This window comes from Pseudomonas sp. BAV 4579, assembly GCF_009765395.1.
GTDB lineage: Bacteria > Pseudomonadota > Gammaproteobacteria > Pseudomonadales > Pseudomonadaceae > Chryseomonas > Chryseomonas aestiva.
Map to the genome: position 1 here is coordinate 1 of NZ_WHOV01000034.1, position 20,446 is coordinate 20,446.

Consider the following 20,446-nt stretch of genomic DNA (forward strand, 5'->3'; position numbering starts at 1 on the left):
GTGGAAGCCGGCGTCAAGCTGCGCGGCGCCGAAAAGGTTGCACGCATCCCGGTAAAGATCATTCCCACCGAGGAGCTGCCGCGCAAGCCGGACTGGATCCGCGTGCGCATCCCGGTCACCCCCGAGGTCGAGCGCATCAAGCAGCTGCTGCGCAAGCACAAGCTGCACAGTGTCTGCGAAGAGGCCTCCTGCCCGAACCTGGGCGAGTGCTTCTCCGGTGGCACCGCCACCTTCATGATCATGGGTGACATCTGCACCCGTCGCTGCCCCTTCTGCGACGTTGGCCATGGCCGACCGAAGCCGCTGGACGTGGACGAGCCGAAGAACCTGGCGGTGGCCATCGCCGACCTGGGGCTGAAGTACGTGGTCATCACCTCGGTGGACCGCGACGACCTGCGCGACGGCGGTGCCCAGCACTTCGTCGATTGCCTGCGCGAGATCCGCAAGCTGACCCCCGGCATCCAGCTGGAGACCCTGGTGCCGGACTATCGCGGTCGCATGGACGTCGCCCTGGCCATCACCGAGCAGGAGCCGCCGGATGTCTTCAACCACAACCTGGAGACCGTGCCGCGCCTGTACAAGGCGGCGCGTCCGGGTTCGGACTTCGAGTGGTCGCTGGACCTGCTCCAGAACTTCAAGAAGCGCGTGCCCCTCGTGCCGACCAAGTCCGGCCTGATGCTGGGCCTGGGCGAGACCGACGAGGAAGTCATCGAGGTCATGCAGCGCATGCGCGAGCACGAGATCGACATGCTGACCCTTGGCCAGTACCTGCAGCCCTCGCGCAACCACCTGCCGGTGCAGCGCTTCGTCCACCCGGATACCTTCGCCTGGTTTGCCGAGGAAGGTGCCAGGATGGGCTTCAAGAACGTGGCCTCGGGTCCGCTGGTGCGTTCCTCGTACCATGCCGACCAGCAGGCACACGGCGCCAAGAAGATCAGCTGATCCTCGCGTCGCAATAAAAAAGGGCATCCACGGGCTGCCCTATTTTTGTGGATAGACACCTTCACCCCCGCCGATCCGTTTTCAGCACCCTCTCCCTGGAGAGAGGGTTGGGGTGAGGGCGCGCGCCGTCAGCCGCGCAGCACGCCATCCACCAGCGCCTTGGCTTCTTCCTGGATACGACCCAGGTGGGCTTCGCCCTCGAAGCTCTCGGCGTAGATCTTGTAGACGTCCTCGGTACCCGAAGGACGGGCGGCGAACCAGCCGTTCTCGGTGACCACCTTGAGGCCACCGATGGCGGCGCCGTTGCCGGGCGCCTCGGTAAGGATGGCGGTGATCGGCTGGCCGGCCAGCTCCTTGGCGGTGACCTGGGCAGCGGAGAGCTTGCCGAGGCGGGCCTTCTGCTCGCGGTCGGCGGCGGCGTCGATGCGCTGGTAGACCGGGGCGCCGAAGCGTTCGGTCAGGGCCTGGTAGCGCTCGCCCGGGTCCTTGCCGGTCACGGCGGTGATTTCCGCGGCCAGCAGGCCGAGGATGAGGCCGTCCTTGTCGGTGGACCAGGCGCCGCCGGCCTTGCGCAGGAAGGACGCGCCGGCGGATTCCTCGCCGCCGAAGCCCAGGCTGCCATCCAGCAGGCCGTCGACGAACCACTTGAAGCCTACCGGCACTTCCACCACCTGGCGGCCGATGCCCTGGGCGACGCGGTCGATCATCGAGGAGGACACCAGGGTCTTGCCGATGCCGGCCTGCGGGCTCCACTGCGGACGGTGGGTGAAGAGGTATTCGATGGCCACCGCCAGGTAGTGGTTGGGATTGAGCAGGCCCACCGAGCGGGCGACGATGCCGTGACGGTCATGGTCGGTGTCGCAGGCGAAGGAGACGTCGAATCTGTCCTTGTTCTCGATCAGGCCGGCCATGGCGTGGGGCGAGCTGCAGTCCATGCGGATCTTGCCGTCCCAGTCCAGGCGCACGAAGCGGAAGGTCTGGTCGATGCGGGTGGACAGCACCTCCAGCGGCAGGCCATAGCGCTCGGCGATGCGCGGCCAGTAGTGCACCCCGGCGCCGCCGAGGGGATCGACGCCAAAGGTCAGGCCGGAGCCGCGAATGGCCTCCAGGTCGATGACCTGGCCCAGGCCGCCGACATAGCTGTCGAGGAAGTCGAACTTATGAGTGGTGGACGCCTTGAGCGCCTGGCGGTACTCCATCCGCTTGACGCCGTCGAGACCGGCCACCAGCAGGGCATTGGCGCGGTCCTGAATACTCTTGGTGACGTTGGTGTCGGCCGGGCCGCCATTGGTGGGGTTGTACTTGAAGCCGCCATCGGCCGGCGGATTGTGCGACGGGGTGATGACGATGCCATCGGCCAGGCCCGAGCTGCGGCCGGCGTTGTATTCGAGGATGGCGTTGGACAGCGCCGGGGTGGGCGTATAGCCCGGCTCGCCGTTGGTCTCGGCGCAACCCGCGTCGATGCGCACTTCCACGCCGTTGGCGGCGAGCACTTCCAGGGCGGAGATGAAGGCCGGCTCGGACAGCGCATGGGTGTCCATGCCCATGAACAGCGGGCCGTCGACGCCCTGGGCCTTACGGTATTCGCAGATGGCCTGGGTGATGGCGAGGATGTGCCATTCGTTGAAGCTGCCCTTGAGCGAGGAACCGCGGTGCCCGGAGGTGCCAAAGGCGACCTGCTGACCCGGATCGCTGGGGTCGGGGCGATCGCTGTAGTAGCGTGCCACCAGGCGCGGCAGGTGGGTCAGGGTATTCTCGTCGGGGAGGCGTCCTGCGTTGGGAGCGAGCGTCATGAAAGCGTCCTGTATACGTCGGAAAGAGGCAGCGGTCGGGCACAGGCCCGGGTCTGAAGGGGCGCTGTGGCACGGCGACCCTTCAATTACGCCCATAGACCCTGCTGCCCGTCGAAGGTGCAGCCTACACCGGCTGGACCTGACAGCACTGTGACGGATTCAGCCAAGATAGCCCAGGCGCAGCAGATAATGCAGGACGGCGTAGGCTCCCAGTAGCAGCAATCCAGCAAAGAACAGCCGGCGGAACAGGCGCTCATCGAGGCGCTGACGCACGCGCTGGCCCAGTCCCATGCCCAGGAGGGCCGGGAGCAGCAACAGGCTGGAAGCACCCAGGTGCTCGACCGCCAGTCCGTTCTGCCACCAGAGGCCCACCAGCAAGGCCAGGGTGGCGACGGTGAAGCTCAGCCCCAGGGCCTCGATCAGCTGTTCCTTGTCCAGCGCCAGACTCTGCAGGTAGGGCACCGCCGGCAGCACGAAGACGCCGGTCATGCCGGTGATCAGACCCGTGACGAAACCCACCAGCGGAGCGACCTTCCCTTCATGACGACCGGGCGCGGGCAGGCGCCAGCCCGTCCAGCCGATCAGGCCGTAGGCGACCAGCACCGCACCGAGCGCGGCGGCGAGTCCGGCGCCATCGCTCCCGGTCAGCAGCGGGATGCTGAGCAGGGTGCCCGGCACCAGGGCCAGTTGCAGCGGCAACAGGCGTTTGAACGTCTGCCGGGGCGAGGGACCGGCGCAGAATTGCCAGACGTTGGTGAGCAGGGAGGGTATCAGCAGCAGGGCGGCGGCTTCGGCGGGTGTCATCAGCAGTGCCAGCAGACTCATGGCGACGGTGGGCAGGCCCAGGCCCAGCACGCCCTTGGTCAGACCCGCGAGCACGAAAATCAGGGTACAGAGCAGCAGGGTCATGGTCGCCTCCTCGGGTGGAGGCGTTACAATGGATTTCAGGACCGCAGGTGAGAAGCCGGGATTGGCGAAGGCTGCCTACGGTCGGCACAGAGGCTCTCCGGCGATGCGCTACGACCTGCTCGACCTGCGTCTGTTTCTCCACGTCGTGGCAGCACGCAGCATCACCCTGGGCGCCGAGCGCAGCCACCTGGCGCTGCCTTCCGCCAGTGCCCGCATCAAGGCCCTGGAAGACAGCCTGGGAACGCCGCTGCTGATCCGCCACGCGCGTGGCGTACGCCCCACGCCGGCTGGCGTGACCCTGGAGCGCCATGCCCGGGCGATCCTGTTGCGGCTGGAGGAAATGGACCAGGACCTGGCTGGCGCGGTGGCGGACAGCCGGACGCGGGTACGGCTGTTGGGCAACGGTGCTACGGTGATGGAACATCTGGATGAGCCCCTGGCCGCTTTCCTCCAGGCGCAGCCCAAGGTGGACGTGGAAGTCGAGGGGCTGCCCAGCTCACGCATAGTGCTGGCGCTCCGCGAAGGTAGCGCCGACCTGGGAATCTTCGTGGCGGCGCCGGGTTTGGAGGATCTGCAGATTCGGCCCTTTCGCGACGATCCCCTGGTGCTGGTCGCTGCGCCGGGTCGCCTGCCTTTGCCGGATGGGGAGGCGGTCGATTTCGCGCGACTGCTCGAGCAGCCCTTCGTCGGCCTGTCTCGCGGCAATGCCCTGCAGCTCCATGTGGAAGCCCAGGCGGCGCAGTGGGGCCGGGAGCTGGCGATCCGCATTCGGGTGCCGAGTCCGATCCAGGCCTGCGCTCTGGTCGCCCGCGGTCTGGGCCTGGCGATCCTGCCGGCTGCCAGTCTGCTCCGGGCAGGACCGGGCGTGGCGCTGGCCAGCCACCCGCTGCGCGATGCCTGGGCGCGTCGCGAACTGGTGGTGGGCTGCCGGGACGGCAACGAGCTGTCGCCGGCGGCGGCAGCCTTGCTGGAGCTGCTGGTGGAGACCGGAAGGGAGGGTGTCGAAGCGCGCTGATCGGCGACCCGATCTCGGTTGAGATACGGATCGCCGGCAGGCGTCAGCCGCGCAGTTTGTCCAGCAGCTGATGATTGGGATAGCCGTCGGCGGGCCAGCCCTGGGACTGCTGATAGGCGCGGATGGCCTTGCGGGTGTTGGCGCCGATGATGCCGTCGGCGCTGCCCGGGTCCAGGCCCAGCGCGGCCAGGCGCTGCTGCAGTTCGACGCGCTCGCTGCGGCTCAGCGGCAGATCGTCGGTGGGCCAGTTGCCGGCGATCTGGCCGGCGTCGCGATAGCGCTCCGAGAGCAGCGCCACGCCCAGGGCATAGGAGCTGGAGTTGTTGTACTTGAGGATGGTGCGGAAATTGTTGAACACCAGGAAGGCCGGGCCGCGATGGCCGGCGGGCAGCAGCAGCGAAGCGCTATCGCTCGGCTGGGCGGCCGGTTGCGGCAGGCCGAGGCCCTGGATGCCCAGGGCGTTCCACTCGGCCAGGCTCTTGCGCACGCCCATGTCGGCCAGGCTGTAGTCGAAGTTGGCCGGCACCCGGACCTCGTAGCCCCAGGGCTTGCCGTCCTGCCAGCCGGAGGCCTTGAGGTAGTTGGCGGTGGAGGCCAGGGCATCGGCGGTGGAACCCCAGATGTCGCGGCGACCGTCGCCGTCGAAGTCCACCGCATACTGGTCGTAGGTGGTGGGGATGAACTGGGTCTGGCCCATGGCGCCGGCCCAGGAGCCGATCATGCGGTCGGCGGTGACGTCGCCGTGCTGCAGGATGCCGAGGGCGGCGATGAGCTGGTCCTGGGCGAAGTCCGGGCGGCGACCTTCATAGGCGAGGGTGGCCAGGGAGCGGATGACGCCCTTGTTGCCCATGTTGTTGCCGTAGTTGCTCTCCATGCCCCAGAAGGCGACCAGGCGCGCCGGCTCGATGCCGTAGCGGGCTTCCAGGGAGGCCAGCAGCCCGGCCTGCTGGATCAGCAGACTCTTGCCATTGCGCACCCGCAGGGGCGAGACGGCGGATTCCAGGTATTCCCAGACCGGCTTGGTGAATTCCGGCTGGCTGCGATCGGCGGCGATCACCGCCGGGTCGGGTTGCACGCCAATGAAGGCCTGGTCGAAGGTGGCGGCGGATATGCCCCGGCCCAGGGCCAGGGCGCGGAAACGGCTACGCCACTGCTCGAAGCTTTCCTCCGGTTGCGGCATGGCCTCGGCCGCCGAGACGGGGGCGTTCGCCGCGGGTGCGGGCTTGGGCGAGGAGGGCGAAGAGGGCGCCGCGGTGGGCGTCGTTGGAGTCTGGGCGCAGGCGGCCAGGGCGGCGGTCAGCAGGGTGACCAGGGTTCCGGCGAGGAGGCCGCCGGTCTTGAATCCGCGGGTTTTCCCGAATTGCATCTGTCTCCACCGGACGTCTAGGCAGGAAAGCTCACCTTAGCACGGCCCGGGTCCCGACGTCTGTCAGGCGTCTGCACGCGGCTTTCAGGCGGCCAGAAAGACCGAAGCCTTCTCGTCTTGCAACGAGAAGGCTTCGCGGCGGTAGCTGCCTTTGCCCTTGGCGGGTTTTTCCTGGCGCGGGCGATAACGGGGATCGCTGACGAGGACCTTGGCCTTGTTGGGGCCGCGACTGTATTTCTTGGCCATGGTGCGGATTCCTAGTGAGGGGGGTTCCCCCTTGATGGGGGCGCGCCAGTCTATTGCAAGGGCCGTAGATTGCAAGGCGCGGCCAGCATCAGGAGCGGGGCAGGGACAGCCGCTTGCCGGCGAGCGTCAGCGCCAGGCTGGCGAGGGTCAGCCAGACCTCGCCGGGCGCCTGGCCCTTGATCTGTTCGTCGGCGACCTGGGCCTCGCGCAGCAGGGCTTCCAGCCGGCGGGCACCCTGGCGCTGCAGGGCGCGGCTGACCAGCGGACGCCGCTTGTCCCATACCGGCGGCTTGACCTGGGTGAAGGCGCGTTCCAGCGGCGTACCGCTTTCCTGCAGATGGGCCAGGTTGGCCAGCAGGCGCAGTTCCCGGGCCAGCGCCCAGAGCACCACGGCCGCTTCCACGCCTTCGCCGCGCAGGCCTTCGAGGATGCGCAGGGCGTGCTCCGCATCGCCGGCCAGGGCGGCGTCCAGCAGGCCGAAGACGTCGTAGCGGGCGCTGTCGGCCACCGAGGCGCGTACGGTCTCGGCATCCACCTGGGAGCCTTCGATGAGCAGGCGGAGCTTTTCGATCTCCTGCGCCGCGGCCAGCAGGTTGCCTTCCACCCGCTCGGCGATCAGCTCGACGGCTTCGGGGGTGGCGGCCAGCCCCAGGCGCGACAGGCGCTGGTTGATCCACAGCGGCAACTGCGCCAGTTCCACCGGCCAGATCTGCACGAAGTGCGCCTGCGGGTGCTCCAGCAGGGCCTTGGCCCATTTGGTCTTCTGGGCGGCGGCATCGAGGCGCGGCAGGCTGATCAGCAGCAGGGTGTCCTCGGCCGGGCGGGCGAGATAGTCGAGCAGGGCGGCGGAGCCCTTGTCGCCCGGCTTGCCGGTGGGCAGGCGCAATTCGAGGATACGTTTCTGCGCGAACAGCGAGAGGCTGGCGCCGGCCTCGTAGAGACGACCCCAGTCGAAGCCGGCATCGACGTCGAAGACCTCACGCTCGTCGAAGCCCTGGGCGCGGGCCGCGCCACGAATGGCGTCGCTGGCTTCCTGGCAGAGCAGGGGCTCATCGCCACTGACCGCATAGACGGCGGACAGCGAGCCCTGGAGCTGCTTGCCCAGCTGATTGGCGTTGAGTTTCATGCTGAACCGGAAGGGCAAACCGGAGCCTTGCGGCTCCGGCTGTGGCGCTTAGCGCGCGGGGGTGGGGATGTCGATCGGCGACTGCTGCGGCGGGGCGGACTCGCGGGCACGGCGGTCGGCGTCGGCCTTGGCGGCGGCACGGGCGTCGGCGTCGCGCTGCAGCTTCTCCAGGCGCTCCGGTGTCAGGGCCTGCAGGCGGGCGGCCAGCTGCTGCACCAGTTCGCGGCGCATCTCGCGACGCAGCTGGTCCTTCTGCTGCTCGGAACCGACGATGTTGTTCTGGTCGGTCACGTAGTAGCGCTGGGTTTCCAGGTAGTCGCTGACCAGCACCGCCTGGTTCTTGCCGACGATGGTATAGGGCTGACGGGTGGTCAGCTCGACCTCGGCACTGCGGGCGCCGCTGGTGTAGCTGGCGGTGCGCTCGCTCTGGGCTTCGCCGCCCAGATCCAGGGTGTAGGGCGCGCCCGAGGTGATCCGGACATGGGCGTCCTCGAGCATGTCGCGCACGTCCTTGACGGTCTGGCCATAGGCGTCGCGCGCCGTCAGGTTCAGCTCGTTCACGGTCAGGCGGGTTTCGCCGGTGCCACGCAGCTGGAAGCCGCAGGCGGTCAGCAGGGTCGCCAGGCCGACTACCGCAAGGCCGGGGAGAATCCGTTTCTTCATCTGTTGTCTGCTCCGTTCGCGTGTCTTAGTTGGCGACGATGTTGACCAGTTTACCCGGGACCACGACCACCTTGCGGATGGTCAGGCCCTCGGTGAAGCGTGCCACGTTCTCGTTGGCGCGGGCGGCGGCCTCGATGGCCTCGCGGCTGGCATCGGCCGGTACTTCGATCTGGCCGCGCAGCTTGCCGTTCACCTGGATGACGATCTGCAGACTGTCCTGCACCAGGGCGCTTTCGTCCACCTGCGGCCAGCGGGCGTCGATGACCGCATCGCTGTGGCCCAGCTGCTGCCAGAGACCGTGGGCGATGTGCGGGGTGATGGGGGCCAGCAGCAGGGTGACGGCCTCCAGGCCCTCCTGCAGCAGACGGCGATCGGTGTCGCTGTCCTGGGCGGCCTTTTCCAGCACGTTCATCAGAGTCATGACCGCGGCGATGGCGGTGTTGAACTTGTGATGCTGACCGATATCCTGGCTGGCCTGACGGATCGCCAGGTGGATGGCGCGACGCACCTCCTTCTGCGCCGGCGACAGCTCGCCGAGGGCAGCGGCGCCCGGTAGACCCTGGGTGACGTGGGCCTGGGCCAGACGCCAGACGCGGCGCAGGAAGCGGCTAGCGCCCTCGACGCCGGAATCGGACCATTCCAGACTCATGTCCGGCGGCGAGGCGAACATCATGAACAGCCGGCAGGTGTCGGCGCCGTACTGGTCGATCATCGCCTGGGGATCGACGCCGTTGTTCTTCGACTTGGACATCTTCTCGACGCCGCCGATTTCCACCGGCCGGCCGTCGCTCTTCAGGCGCGCGCCGATCACCTTGGCCTTGGCATCGCGCTCCACCTCGACATCGGCCGGGTTGAACCAGTCCTTGCTGCCGTTGGGCAGGGTGCGGTAGTAGGTCTCGGCCACCACCATGCCCTGGGTCAGCAGATTCTCGAAGGGCTCGTCGGAATCGATCAGGCCCTGGTCGCGCATCAGCTTGTGGAAGAAGCGCGAATAGAGCAGGTGCAGGATGGCGTGCTCGATGCCGCCGATATACTGGTCGACGGGCAGCCAGTAGTTGGCTTCTTCCTTGTCCAGCATGCCGCCGGTGAAGTTCGGCGAGGCATAGCGGGCGAAGTACCAGGAGCTTTCGACGAAGGTGTCCATGGTGTCGGTTTCGCGACGCGCCGGCTGGCCGTTGCGCGGATCGACGGTCTCGTAGAATTCCGGCATGCGCGCCAGGGGCGAGCCGGCGCCGTCCGGCACCACGTCCTCGGGCAGCACCACCGGCAGCAGGTCGGCCGGGACCGGGATGTCAATGCCGTCGTCACCGTGGATGATGGGGATCGGGCAGCCCCAGTAGCGCTGGCGGCTGATGCCCCAGTCGCGCAGGCGGAACTGGGTGCGCGGCTGACCCAGGCCCTTGGCCTGCAGATCGGCGCCGATGGCGTCGAAGGCGGCGTCGTAGGCGAGGTTGTCATAGGCGCCGGAATTGATCAGGAAGCCTTCCTTGCTGCCGTACCAGTCCTTCCACTGCACCGGGTCGAACTGGTAGCGCTCGTATTCCGCGGGGCTGAAGTCGTCCGGATTGGCCAACACGCGGGTGGCCTCTGCGGTATCCACCACCTGGACGATGGGCAGCTGGTACTTGTTGGCGAATTCGAAGTCACGCTCGTCGTGACCGGGCACGGCCATGACCGCGCCGTCGCCGTAGTGCATCAGCACATAGTTGGCGACCCACACCGGCAGGCGCGCGTCGGTCAGCGGATGGCGGACGAACAGGCCGGTATCCAGGCCCTTCTTCTCCTGGGTGGCGATGTCGGCTTCGGCGACGCCGCCGCGCTTGCACTCGTCGATGAAGGCCTGCAGCTCGGCGTTGCCCTGGGCGGCCTGGGTGGCCAGCAGGTGTTCGGCGGCCACGGCGACATAGGTGGCGCCGAGCAGGGTGTCGGGGCGGGTGGTGAAGACCTTCAGGGTACCTTCGGCGCCGATGCTGTCCTGGTCATAGGGGAATTGCACCTCCATGCCGCGGGACTTGCCGATCCAGTTGCGCTGCATGGTCTTGACCTGCTCGGGCCAGCCGGGCAGGCCGTCGAGGGAGGTCAGCAACTCTTCTGCATAGTCGGTGATGCGGAAGTAGTACATGGGGATCTCGCGCTTCTCGATCAGCGCACCGCTGCGCCAGCCGCGGCCGTCGATGACCTGCTCGTTGGCCAGTACGGTCTGGTCCACCGGATCCCAGTTCACCGTGCCGTTCTTGCGGTAGATGATGCCCTTCTCGAACAGCTGGGTGAACAGCCACTGCTCCCAGCGATAGTAGTCGGGCTTGCAGGTGGTGACCTCGCGGGACCAGTCGATCGCCAGTCCCAGGCTCTGCAGCTGGGACTTCATGTAGGCGATGTTCTCGTAGGTCCACTTGGCCGGGGCCACGCCGTTCTTCATGGCGGCGTTTTCCGCGGGCATGCCGAAGGCGTCCCAGCCCATGGGCTGCAGGACGTTCTTGCCCAGCATCCGCTGGTAGCGGGCGATGACGTCGCCGATGGTGTAGTTGCGCACGTGCCCCATGTGCAGCTTGCCGCTGGGGTAGGGGAACATCGACAGGCAGTAGAACTTCTCCTGGCCCGGGCGCATGGTGGCCTTGAAGGACAGATTCTGGTCCCAGAAGGACTGGGCGGCGGCTTCTATTTCGCGAGGCTGATAGTGTTCGTGCATGGGCGTGTCGAGGGCTGCAGAGGCGTTTGATCGAGCCGCCAAGCATACATGACCCCCCGAGCGCGGGGAAATGTCCCGGTCCGCCGCTTGTTTCGCACTCTGGGGGAGGCAGGGTTGGAAGGGCCGTACTAGGCTGTTCAAACGTCCGTTCAATTACCCGGGAGGATGATCGCCATCATGGGAAAGTTTCGACGCGAGTCCGAAAAGCTGCCCGTCGACGTGCGCCTGCAACGGCGCCTGGCGCTGGCGCTGGATGAGGCGGTGACCCAGGAACGCCTCTATGACAGTGCCAACGGGGAAGTCGAGGTGCAGGGCCTGAGTCCGGCCGAATATGCCCTGGTCAAGCGCTGGCTGGCGCGCCATCAGGCAGCCGATGCCGCCCTGGCCTGTTGCCTGGGCTGTGGCCGGGTCCAGCCGGCGGGGGCCTTCTGTACCCAGTGTCAGGGTCGACAACTGCTGGTCGACAGTCCTTCTGCCCCGGTTGGCGCTCCCCTACACTAGGCGCCGCCGCGACCCGGAGGTCGCCCCCGACCGGAGGGACCATGGGTCTGCGCTACTTCTTCAAGCAATTGCTGCTGCCACCGGGCGGCCTGCTGCTGCTCCTGCTGCTGGGCTGGTGGTTGCGCCGGCGTTACCCGCGCCTGGGCCTGGCCTGTTTCCTGGGTGGTCTGCTGGGCCTCTGGGCCAGCACCCTGCCGGTCGTGGTGGAGACAGGTGGGCGCCTGCTGGAACGCGATGCCGCGCTGCCCGAGGCGCGCTGGGCGACGCTTGCCCAGCAGGCCGACGCCATCGTGGTGCTGGGCGCCGGTCGCGAAGTGGACGATCCGGGCTGGGCGGGCGATGCCGCCAGCCATCTGGCCGTGGAACGACTGCGCTATGCGGCGCGGCTGGCCAAGGCCAGTGGCCTGCCGGTGCTGATCACCGGGGGCTCGCCCCATGACCGCCCGCTGAGCGAGGCGGCGCTGATGACCGAGGTGATGGAGCGCGATCTGGGGGTGCCGGTGCGCTGGCAGGAAGGCGCCAGTCGCACCACCTGGGAAAACGCCACCCTCAGTGCGCCGCTGCTGCGCGAGGCGGGAGTGAAGCGGGTGGTGCTGGTGACCCAGGCCTATCACATGGCTCGTTCGCGCTGGTGTTTCGAACGGCAGGGCCTGCAGGTGGTGGCCGCGCCCATGGGCTTCATCGGTGTCGCCAATGCCCGGCCCTTCGGTGGCTGGCTGCCGGAAGCCAAGGCGGTCGAGCAGACCGCCCAGTTGCTCAACGAGGCCGCCGGGCTATTGCTCTATCCGCTCGCCTATCGCTGAGAGCTGTTCAAAGTCTGCTGCGCGTCGGCCAAACGGCGTTGAAAATGGCTTCGAAATGCTCATTTACGTTTGTAAACCCGAGCGCGGGTCCGATCCGCTTCCTCAGCCATTTTCGTGGGGCCGCCTAGGCCTTGTTTGACTCTAGCTCGCTAGACTTTGAACTAGCTCTGGGTGACCACCAGCGGTGCCTCTTCGGGGCGATCCTGCCGACGCAGCAGCAGGCCCCACAGCAGCACCAGGGCGGAAAAGATCGCCAATGGCCAGAGGCGGTAGTGCAGATAGGGCGTCAGGCCATCCATGGGTACCACGCTGCCCTGCAGCACGCCGACCTCGAAGGCCGGGATCTGCCGGCTGATGCGACCGAAGGGGTCGACCAGGGCGGTGATGCCATCGTTGGTGACCCTGACCAGCCAGCGACCGCTTTCCAGGGCGCGCATCTGCGCCATCTGCAGGTGCTGTTGCGGACCGATGGACTTGCCGAACCAGGTGTCGTTGCTGATGGTGAGCAGCAGCTGACTGCGGGCCGCCATGCTGGCGACGAATTCCGGATAGACCACCTCGTAGCAGATGTAGGGCGCCACGCGATAGCCCTTCACCAGCAGCGGCTCCTGCTGTTCGGGACCGCGGACGAAGTCGGACATGGGCAGATCGAAGAAGCCGATCAGGCCACGCAGGTATTCCTGCAGCGGTACGTATTCGCCAAAGGGCACCAGCTTCTGCTTGTAGTAGGTACCCGAGCCGTTGCCGACCGCGGTGATGCTGTTGAAGTAACGCGAATCGCCGTCGGCGTCGCGTTCGCGGGCGGGCAGGCCGGTCACCAGGGCGCCGCCATGGGCCGCCACCTGGGCACCTTCGGCGGCGAGGAAGTCACCGACGTATTCGCGCAGCACGGGAATGGCGTTTTCCGGCCAGACCACCAGGTCGGCATCGCCTTGCTCGGCGGTGCGGTCGCGATAGAGCGCCAGGGTGGCACGGGCGTGGTCGGGATTCCACTTGAGTTCCTGGGCGATGTTGCCCTGGACCCCGGCGACCTTGAGCGGCGCGCCCGCGGGTTGCGTCCAGACCTGGCCCTTAAAGACATCGCCGGCGACCCAGGGCAGGGCCACCAGCACCAGGCTCGCGACCAGGGCGAGCGGCCGCATGATCAGGCGCGGGGCGTTGACCAGCAGCGCCGCGGTAAAGGCCAGCGCGGCCGAGATCAGCCAGACGCCGCCCAGGGGTGCCAGGCCCTGCAGGGGGCCGCTGAGCTGGCTGTAACCCAGCAGCAGCCAGGGAAAGCCGGTGAGCGCCCAGCTGCGGAACAGCTCCAGGGCGAACCAGAGGCCGGCAAAGGTCAGGGCGTCGCCCAGGGGCGCCTGGTTGCGTCTCAGGCACAGTGCCCAGAGTCCGGCGGGCAGGGCGAAGAACAGGGCGATGCCGGCGCAGAAGCCCACGGTGAGGAACAGCGCCAGGGGCACCGGCGCGGCACCGTAGGTGTGGATGCTGACGTAGATCCAGCTGGTGCCGGCGAGAAAGGCGCCGAAGCCGTAGCACCAGCCACGCAGCAGGGCGCGCCAGGCACCGAGCCCCTTGAGGCCCAGGTAGAAGAGACCGGCGGACAGCAGTGCCAGCGGCCAGATGTTGAAGGGGGCCAGCGCCAGGGGCGTGAGGGCACCGGCGAAGAGCGCCAGAAGGTTGCCCTTCCAGCCGGGTTGAGAGATCCAGCGCATCGAAAATCCTTGGTCCGATCGAGGCTGCGCAAGCTTACTCGTCGCCGCGAAGGAGTGCCAAAGGCGCGTGCGGGGGAGAGCGAGGCAGGTCGCAGTTGGGGGAGGGGGAGAAAAGCGATCGCGGCCATGGTGGTCCGCCGATGCGGCCGCTCCTACAGTAGTGTCCGTGCCTGTAGGAGCGGCCCATGGCCGCGATGCGATCGATAGCGTATTGCCCTCGCCTCAGGGGAGAGGGGGCAAGAGCGGCTAGCGGTTGACCGGGGTGACCCGCAGCAGGTGGATGCGGCGGCCGTCGGCGTTGAGCACGCGGAAGCGGAAGTCGTCGATCACCGTTTCCTCGTTGCGGTTGGGCAGGTGACCCAGACGATTCATCACCAGGCCACCGGCGGTGTCGGCCTCGGCATCGGCGAAGCGGGTTTCCAGGGTCTCGTTGAGCGTCTCTATGGGGGTGAGCGCCTTGACCACGAAGTCGCCGTTGGGCAGCGACTTGATGAAGCTCTCTTCCTCCACGTCGTGCTCGTCCTCGATCTCGCCGACGATCTGTTCCAGCACGTCCTCGATGGTCACCAGGCCGGCGACGCCGCCGTATTCGTCCACCACGATGGCCATGTGGCTGTGGGTCGAGCGAAATTCCCGCAGCAGCACGTTGAGACGCTTGGACTCGGGCACGAAGGTGGCCGGGCGCAAGGCGGTCTTGAAGTCGAAGACCCGCGCCTGGTCCAGCAGCAGCGGCAGCAGGTCCTTGGCCAGCAGCAGGCCGAGCACGTCGTCGGGGCCGTCGCCGATCACCGGATAGCGGGAATGCGCCGCCTCGATCACCGCCGGCAGGAATTCCGCCGGGGTCTGCTGGGCGCGGATGCTGATGATCTGCGAGCGCGGCACCATGATGTCGCGCACCTGCAGGTCGGCCACCGAGATGGCGCCCTCGACGATGGACAGCACTTCGCTGTCGAGCACCTTGTTCTCGTGCGCCTCGCGCAGCAGCTCCAGCAGTTCCTCGCGACTCTTGGGTTCATGGGCAAAGGCCTGGACGATGCGTTCCAGCCAGGAACGATGCCCAGTGCCTGATCGATCTTCGTTCATGTGTCTGTCATTCACCGTAGGGATCGGGGTAGCCCAGTTCAGCGAGCAATTGGCGTTCCAGTTCTTCCATCTCCTCGGCTTCGTCATCGTCCAGATGATCGTAGCCGAGCAGGTGCAGGCAGCCGTGGATGACCAGGTGCGCCCAGTGCGCCGCGGCGGGCTTGCCTTGTTCGGCGGCCTCGCGCGCCACCACGGGGGCGCAGATCACCAGATCGCCGAGCAGGGGGATATCGAGGAATTCGTCCGGCACGTCGGCCGGGAAGGACAGCACGTTGGTGGCGTAATCCTTGTGCCGCCAGGTGCGATTCAGCTCGCGGCCTTCGTCTTCGTCCACCAGGCGGATGGTGAGTTCCGAGTCGCCCTGGCGGGCGCGCAGGGCCAGTTCACACCAGCGGCGTAAGTCCGGCTCCTCGGGGAGGTCGGCCGCCTCGCTGGCGACCTGGACGTCCAGCTCAATCGCCATGGCGATCCTCTCCCTGAGCACGCGGCTTGTCCTGCAGCGCCTCGAAGCGGTCGTAGGCCTCGACGATACGCTGCACCAGCGGGTGGCGCACCACGTCCTTGGATTCGAAGTGGGTGAAGCCGATGCCGGGCACGTCGCGGAGGACCTCGATGACGTGCTTGAGGCCCGACTTGGTGCCGCGCGGAAGGTCGACCTGGGTGACGTCACCGGTGATCACCGCGGTGGAGCCGAAACCGATCCGGGTCAGGAACATCTTCATCTGCTCGAGGGTGGTGTTCTGACTTTCGTCGAGAATGATGAAGCTATTGTTGAGGGTGCGGCCGCGCATGTAGGCCAGCGGCGCGACCTCGATGACCTGGCGCTCGATGAGCTTGGCCACCTGCTCGAAGCCGAGCATCTCGTAGAGGGCGTCGTACAGCGGGCGCAGGTAGGGGTCGATCTTCTGCGCCAGGTCGCCGGGCAGGAAACCGAGCTTCTCGCCGGCTTCCACCGCCGGGCGCACCAGCAGGATGCGACGGATCTGCTCGCGCTCCAGGGCATCCACGGCGCAGGCCACGGCCAGATAGGTCTTGCCGGTACCGGCCGGGCCTATGCCGAAATTGATGTCGTGATCGAGGATCGACTTGACGTAGCGCTGCTGGTTGGCGCCACGCGGGCGGATCATGCCCTTCTTGGTGCGCAGGGCCACGCTGGTGTCGCCACCGCTGCGGTGCTCTTCCTGGAGGGCTTCCAGGCCGGATTCCTGCAGATAGAGGTGGACCAGTTCCGGGGCCACCGCGGTGCCGCTGGCGGTCTCGCGATAGAGGCGCTGCAGGAGGTTCTGGGCCGCGCGGGTGCGCTCGGGATCGCCGACCAGTTCGAACTGGTTGCCGCGATTGCGGATCTCGATGCCGAGGCGGCGTTCGAGCTGGCGCAGATTTTCATCGAGCTGGCCGCACAGGTTGGCGAAACGGTCGGCATCGAAGGGTTCGAGGGTGAAATGCTGGAGCGTCTGGGGGGTATTCAAGGTGTGCTGGGAAACCCTTTGGATTGGCTTTACGAAATCTTGACGTAGCTTGAGAGTAACCTGCGTCGCGCCCTTGGCAAAGGGCGCGTGCGACCATCCATCAGGCCAGCGCGACGGCGACGGGCGGGCGCGCACCGCTGGCGACGGGGGCCAGCAGGGTGCCGCGCAGGGAGTGCGGCAGGGCCTCGTCGATATGCACCTGGACGAACTGGCCGATCAGGCTGGCATCGCTGCAGCGGAAGTTGACGATGCGGTTGTTCTCGGTGCGGCCCTGCAGCATGCCGGGATCGCGCTTGGAGAAATCGCTGACCAGGATGGTCTGGACGCTGCCGGCCATGCGCCGGCTGATCTCGAAGCCCTGCTGGTGGATGCGCGTCTGCAGGATCTGCAGGCGCTGCTTCTTGAGCTCGTCAGGGGTGTCGTCGACCAGGTCCGCCGCCGGGGTGCCGGGGCGGGCGCTGTAGATGAAGGAGAAGGAGAAGTCGAAACCGACGTCCTCGATCAGCTTCATGGTCTGTTCGAAGTCCTTCTCGGTCTCGCCGGGGAAGCCGACGATGAAGTCCGAGCTGATGCAGATGTCGGGTACCGCCGCCTTGAGCCGGCGGATGCGCGACTTGTATTCCAGCGCCGTGTGGTTGCGCTTCATGGCTGCCAGGATGCGATCCGAACCGGCCTGCACCGGCAGGTGGACGAATTTCACCAGCTCCGGGATCTCGGCGTGGGCCTGGATCAGGGCGTCGGAGAATTCCAGCGGGTGCGAGGTGGTGTAGCGGATGCGGTCGATGCCGTCCACCGCCGCCACCACATAGAGCAGTTCAGCGAAGTCGGCGATGCGCCCGTCGCCGGTGGCGCCGCGATAGCCGTTGACGTTCTGGCCCAGCAGGGTCACCTCGCGCACGCCGTGCTCGGCGAGGTGGATGATCTCGGCGAGGACGTCGTCCAGCGGCCGGCTGACCTCTTCACCACGGGTATAGGGGACCACGCAGAAGGTGCAGTACTTGCTGCAGCCTTCCATGATGGAGACGAAGGCGCTGGGGCCGTCGATGCGCGGCTCGGGCAGGCGGTCGAACTTCTCGATCTCGGGGAAGGAGATGTCCACCTGGGGCGCCCGGGTGGTGCGCGCGGCGTCGATCATCTCCGGCAGGCGATGCAGGGTCTGAGGGCCGAAGACCACGTCGACATAGGGCGCGCGGTCACGGATGGCGGCGCCTTCCTGGCTGGCCACGCAGCCGCCGACGCCGATCACCAGGTCGGGATTCTTCAGCTTGAGTTCGCGCCAGCGACCGAGCTGGGAAAACACCTTTTCCTGCGCCTTCTCGCGGATCGAGCAGGTGTTGAGCAGGATGACATCGGCCTCGGCCGGATTCTGGGTGACTTCCAGCGGCTCCCGTTCGCCGAGCAGGTCGACCATGCGCGACGAATCGTATTCGTTCATCTGGCAGCCATGGGTTTCGATATAGAGCTTCTTGGACATGCGCGGCAGGGAGTCGGTGGCGAGTGGACCGCGCATTATAATGATGGCCTTCCGCACGGGGAAGAGCCGCCTGGAAGGCGGTCGGCCTAGGCCTGGGCAGCGCGCTCCGGCAGCCGGGCGATGACCTTGATCTCGAAGCGAAAGCCGGCCAGCCAGGTGGCGCCGACCGCGGTCACCGTCGGGTAGGGCGCCGTGCCCCAGTGCTCCAGCAGCACCGGCCAGATTCGTGCGAAGCTGGCTTCGGCATCGACCATGAACAGGGTGACGTCCACCACGTCGGCAAAGGCGGCGCCGGCCGCGGCAAGGACGCCGTCGAGGTTGGCGAAGGCCAGGCGGACCTGGTCTTCCAGCTCCGGCTCGGGTGAGCCATCCGCGCGGCTGCCGACCTGCCCCGAGACGAAGAGAAAGCCGTTGGAACGGATGGCCGGCGAATAGCGGTGCTGTTCGTAGAGGGCGTGGCGCTGGACGGGAAAGACGACGTCGCGGGTCATGCTGGGGCTCCGGTAGGGATCGCTGGAGCCACCTTAGGCGCCACCCGCCAGGGGATAAACCCGGCCAGGCGGTCAGCATTGTTTGTACAATCCGGACAATCCCCTGTTCAGGAATCGGCATGGATCTGTTCGCCGCGATGCAGACCTTCGTACGGGTGGTGGAAGCCGGCAGCTTTACCCGTGCGGCCGAGACCCTCGGCAGCAGCCGCACCCGCGTCACCCAGCAGGTGCAGCAGCTGGAGGCGCACCTGCAGGTGCGCCTGCTCAATCGCACCACCCGGCAGGTGCAGGTCACCGCCGACGGCGCGGCCTATTACGACCGCTGCCTGGGCGTGCTGGCGGCGGTGGACGACGCCGAGACTTCACTTTCGGTGGCCACCCGCACGCCCCGTGGCCGCCTGCGGGTGGACGTGCCCAGTCCGCTGGCGCGGCTGATCCTGATCCCGGCCCTGCCGGACTTCTTCCAGCGTTATCCGGACATCCAGCTGGAGCTGGGCGTCAGCGATCGCCAGGTGGATCTGATCGGCGACAACGTCGATTGCGTGATCCGCGGCGGGCGCATCCGCGAGCAGTATCTGGTGGCCCGGCCGCTCGGTGCGCTGCGGCTGGGTTGCTATGCCGCGCCGGCCTACCTTGCCACCCAGGGCACGCCGGTTCATCCCGCCGAGCTGGCCGAGACGCCACACCGGGTGGTGCGGTTTCTCTGGGGGGCGGGCAAGGGCTTTCCCTATGCCCTGCAACGAGGTGCCGAGCGTCTGGAGCTGCAGAGCCGGCACAGCCTGGAGGTGGACGACGGCAACGCCTGCCTGGCGGCGGGGCAGGCCGGACTCGGGGTGGTCTGCCTGCCGCACTACCTGGCGGCGGCGGCCGTCGCCCGTGGCGAACTGGTCAGGCTGTTCGCGGATTGGCAGGTGGCGCCCATGCCGCTGTATCTGGCCTTCGCGCCCAACCGTCACGTCAGCGCCAAGTTGCGGGTCTTCATCGACTGGGTAACGGCCCTGGTCGCCGAGCGGGCCTGGCTGGAAACCCCAGGCGACGGCTGACGGGAGTCGAGGCCGGCGTGCTATGCTCGCCGCCCTCTTTTCACCGTCGAAACCCGCCTCCGCCATGAGCTCATCCCCCAGCAAGCCGGCCATCTACAAGGTCATCTTCGTCAACCAGGGCCAGGTCTTCGAGATCTACGCCAAGCAGATCTTCCAGAGCGATCTCTGGGGCTTCCTGGAGATCGAGGAGCTGGTATTCGGCGAGCGCACCCAGGTGGTGGTGGATCCGAGCGAGGAAAAGCTCAAGGCGCAATTCGAAGGCGTGGTGCGCAGCTTCGTGCCCATGCACTCGATCATCCGCATCGACGAGGTGGAGCGCCTGGGCCAGCCCAAGATCAGCGAAGCCAAGGGCGGCACCAACGTCATGCCGTTTCCCCTGCCGATGCCCGACAAGCCCTGACCAGGCTCGCCGTCAGTTCTGCGGCGGCTGGAAGGGATTGAGGTTGCCCGCGGTCTGCATGTCCTGCAGATAGTCGCGGAAGATCTGGCCCAGCACCTGGGTGGCCATCTCCAGCTCGTCCCGGCGCATCTGGGCACTGACCAGGTCGGCGGTGTCCATGGCTTCGTCGTTGCCATTGATGGCGGCCATCTTCAGCACGATGTAGGCCTGGATGTTGTTAGGCGGTACGCCCTCGCCGCGAAAGAACATGTTGCCCAGACGATTCTGCGCATCGGCATTGCCCTTGAGCGAAGCCTGCTCGAACCATTGGCGCGCCTGGTTGAGATCCTTGGGCGTCTGCTTGCCTTCGTAGTAGAAGTCGCCGAGTTCGTACTGCGCCTGGGAATCGCCGTCGTGAGCGATCTGCTGGCAGCGGGCGATCGCCTGGGCCAGGGCTTCGTTGGCCAGATTCAGGTTGCAACGGCTGGTGCTGGGGACGAGCAGCGAATTGCCGCCGGCCAGGGCGGCCAGGGGCATCAGAATCAGGGCTGCGCACAGGGTACGACCAGCGCGGTGCATGAAGCGCCTCCACAAGCGAGGCAGGTTCGGAGAACCCGGTCGGCGAAACGCGCCGACATCTCATTATGGGTCAAGCCGACGCACGCTTTCAAAACCTTTACGCGCATCGGCGGAACTTTTTTACCTGTGACGCCGGCCACTCAACTAGGTGTGAGGCCGGCGTGGC

Annotated in this window: 20 protein-coding genes; 6 read left to right on the forward strand and 14 right to left on the reverse strand. The window is 67.1% G+C overall.

Annotation, left to right across the window (positions count from 1 at the left end; genetic code table 11):
• A partial coding sequence (lipA, locus tag GSQ95_RS09160) for a lipoyl synthase (RefSeq protein ID WP_158897024.1) occupies positions 1-942 on the forward strand: 942 nt, incomplete at its 5' end.
• A 128-nt stretch (positions 943-1,070) separates the two neighbouring features.
• Here the strand turns inward: lipA and pgm are convergent.
• Both pgm and GSQ95_RS09170 read right to left on the reverse strand, forming a co-directional pair.
• Positions 1,071-2,735, reverse strand: coding sequence for a phosphoglucomutase (alpha-D-glucose-1,6-bisphosphate-dependent) (gene pgm / locus GSQ95_RS09165; protein WP_158973781.1), 1,665 nt, complete (start codon positions 2,733-2,735; stop codon positions 1,071-1,073).
• A gap of 159 nt (positions 2,736-2,894) precedes the next feature.
• The gene (locus GSQ95_RS09170) at positions 2,895-3,644 is read right to left on the reverse strand and encodes a sulfite exporter TauE/SafE family protein (protein ID WP_158896184.1); all 750 of its coding nucleotides are present in this window, start codon (positions 3,642-3,644) and stop codon (positions 2,895-2,897) included.
• A gap of 103 nt (positions 3,645-3,747) precedes the next feature.
• Here GSQ95_RS09170 and GSQ95_RS09175 point away from each other — a divergent pair, with 103 nt between their 5' ends.
• On the forward strand, positions 3,748-4,659 hold the full coding sequence (locus tag GSQ95_RS09175) for a LysR family transcriptional regulator (protein ID WP_158896186.1): 912 nt from the start codon (positions 3,748-3,750) through the stop codon (positions 4,657-4,659).
• Between the two features lie 43 nt (positions 4,660-4,702).
• On the opposite strand, the gene GSQ95_RS09180 is transcribed toward GSQ95_RS09175, so the two are convergent.
• From GSQ95_RS09180 to leuS, 5 genes are all read right to left on the reverse strand, one after another.
• Positions 4,703-6,025: a lytic murein transglycosylase gene (locus GSQ95_RS09180; protein ID WP_158896188.1), complete on the reverse strand. Its 1,323-nt coding sequence runs from the start codon at positions 6,023-6,025 to the stop codon at positions 4,703-4,705.
• A gap of 84 nt (positions 6,026-6,109) precedes the next feature.
• Positions 6,110-6,271, reverse strand: coding sequence for an alternative ribosome rescue factor ArfA (gene arfA, locus GSQ95_RS09185; RefSeq protein ID WP_158896189.1), 162 nt, complete (start codon positions 6,269-6,271; stop codon positions 6,110-6,112).
• An 88-nt stretch (positions 6,272-6,359) separates the two neighbouring features.
• The gene (holA, locus tag GSQ95_RS09190; protein ID WP_158896191.1) at positions 6,360-7,397 is read right to left on the reverse strand and encodes a DNA polymerase III subunit delta; all 1,038 of its coding nucleotides are present in this window, start codon (positions 7,395-7,397) and stop codon (positions 6,360-6,362) included.
• Positions 7,398-7,445: 48 nt separating this feature from the next.
• Positions 7,446-8,060: an LPS assembly lipoprotein LptE gene (gene lptE / locus GSQ95_RS09195; RefSeq protein ID WP_158896193.1), complete on the reverse strand. Its 615-nt coding sequence runs from the start codon at positions 8,058-8,060 to the stop codon at positions 7,446-7,448.
• A 25-nt stretch (positions 8,061-8,085) separates the two neighbouring features.
• Positions 8,086-10,749, reverse strand: a complete 2,664-nt coding sequence (leuS, locus tag GSQ95_RS09200; RefSeq protein ID WP_158896195.1) for a leucine--tRNA ligase — start codon at positions 10,747-10,749, stop codon at positions 8,086-8,088.
• A gap of 177 nt (positions 10,750-10,926) precedes the next feature.
• Here leuS and GSQ95_RS09205 point away from each other — a divergent pair, with 177 nt between their 5' ends.
• Both GSQ95_RS09205 and GSQ95_RS09210 read left to right on the forward strand, forming a co-directional pair.
• Complete coding sequence (locus GSQ95_RS09205; RefSeq protein WP_256664522.1) at positions 10,927-11,250, forward strand: hypothetical protein; 324 nt, start codon at positions 10,927-10,929, stop codon at positions 11,248-11,250.
• Positions 11,251-11,291: 41 nt separating this feature from the next.
• Complete coding sequence (locus GSQ95_RS09210) at positions 11,292-12,053, forward strand: YdcF family protein (RefSeq protein ID WP_158896199.1); 762 nt, start codon at positions 11,292-11,294, stop codon at positions 12,051-12,053.
• A gap of 161 nt (positions 12,054-12,214) precedes the next feature.
• Here GSQ95_RS09210 and lnt read toward each other — a convergent pair whose 3' ends face one another.
• The 6 genes from lnt to GSQ95_RS09240 all read right to left on the reverse strand — a co-directional run bounded on the left by lnt (position 12,215) and on the right by GSQ95_RS09240 (position 18,279).
• Entirely contained in the window at positions 12,215-13,762 is a 1,548-nt protein-coding gene (gene lnt, locus GSQ95_RS09215) for an apolipoprotein N-acyltransferase (RefSeq protein ID WP_158896201.1), read from the reverse strand.
• 246 nt (positions 13,763-14,008) lie between these two features.
• Positions 14,009-14,845, reverse strand: coding sequence for an HlyC/CorC family transporter (locus GSQ95_RS09220; RefSeq protein ID WP_158896203.1), 837 nt, complete (start codon positions 14,843-14,845; stop codon positions 14,009-14,011).
• A 7-nt stretch (positions 14,846-14,852) separates the two neighbouring features.
• Complete coding sequence (gene ybeY, locus GSQ95_RS09225; protein WP_158896205.1) at positions 14,853-15,308, reverse strand: rRNA maturation RNase YbeY; 456 nt, start codon at positions 15,306-15,308, stop codon at positions 14,853-14,855.
• Positions 15,298-16,314, reverse strand: a complete 1,017-nt coding sequence (locus GSQ95_RS09230; RefSeq protein WP_133859958.1) for a PhoH family protein — start codon at positions 16,312-16,314, stop codon at positions 15,298-15,300. The genes ybeY and GSQ95_RS09230 overlap by 11 nt, the downstream gene beginning before the upstream one ends.
• A 100-nt stretch (positions 16,315-16,414) precedes the next feature.
• A complete protein-coding gene (gene miaB / locus GSQ95_RS09235; protein ID WP_158896238.1) occupies positions 16,415-17,788 on the reverse strand; it encodes a tRNA (N6-isopentenyl adenosine(37)-C2)-methylthiotransferase MiaB in 1,374 nt (457 codons plus the stop codon).
• A gap of 86 nt (positions 17,789-17,874) precedes the next feature.
• Complete coding sequence (locus GSQ95_RS09240; protein WP_158896207.1) at positions 17,875-18,279, reverse strand: Rid family hydrolase; 405 nt, start codon at positions 18,277-18,279, stop codon at positions 17,875-17,877.
• 119 nt (positions 18,280-18,398) lie between these two features.
• Between GSQ95_RS09240 and GSQ95_RS09245 the strand changes: the two genes are divergently transcribed.
• Both GSQ95_RS09245 and GSQ95_RS09250 read left to right on the forward strand, forming a co-directional pair.
• Positions 18,399-19,322 (forward strand): LysR family transcriptional regulator, encoded by a 924-nt coding sequence (locus GSQ95_RS09245; protein WP_158896209.1) that lies wholly within the window; start codon positions 18,399-18,401, stop codon positions 19,320-19,322.
• Positions 19,323-19,386: 64 nt separating this feature from the next.
• A complete protein-coding gene (locus GSQ95_RS09250) occupies positions 19,387-19,722 on the forward strand; it encodes a DUF1820 family protein (RefSeq protein WP_158896211.1) in 336 nt (111 codons plus the stop codon).
• A gap of 12 nt (positions 19,723-19,734) precedes the next feature.
• Here GSQ95_RS09250 and GSQ95_RS09255 read toward each other — a convergent pair whose 3' ends face one another.
• On the reverse strand, positions 19,735-20,280 hold the full coding sequence (locus GSQ95_RS09255; protein ID WP_017642492.1) for a tetratricopeptide repeat protein: 546 nt from the start codon (positions 20,278-20,280) through the stop codon (positions 19,735-19,737).
• Positions 20,281-20,446: the final 166 nt, after the last annotated feature.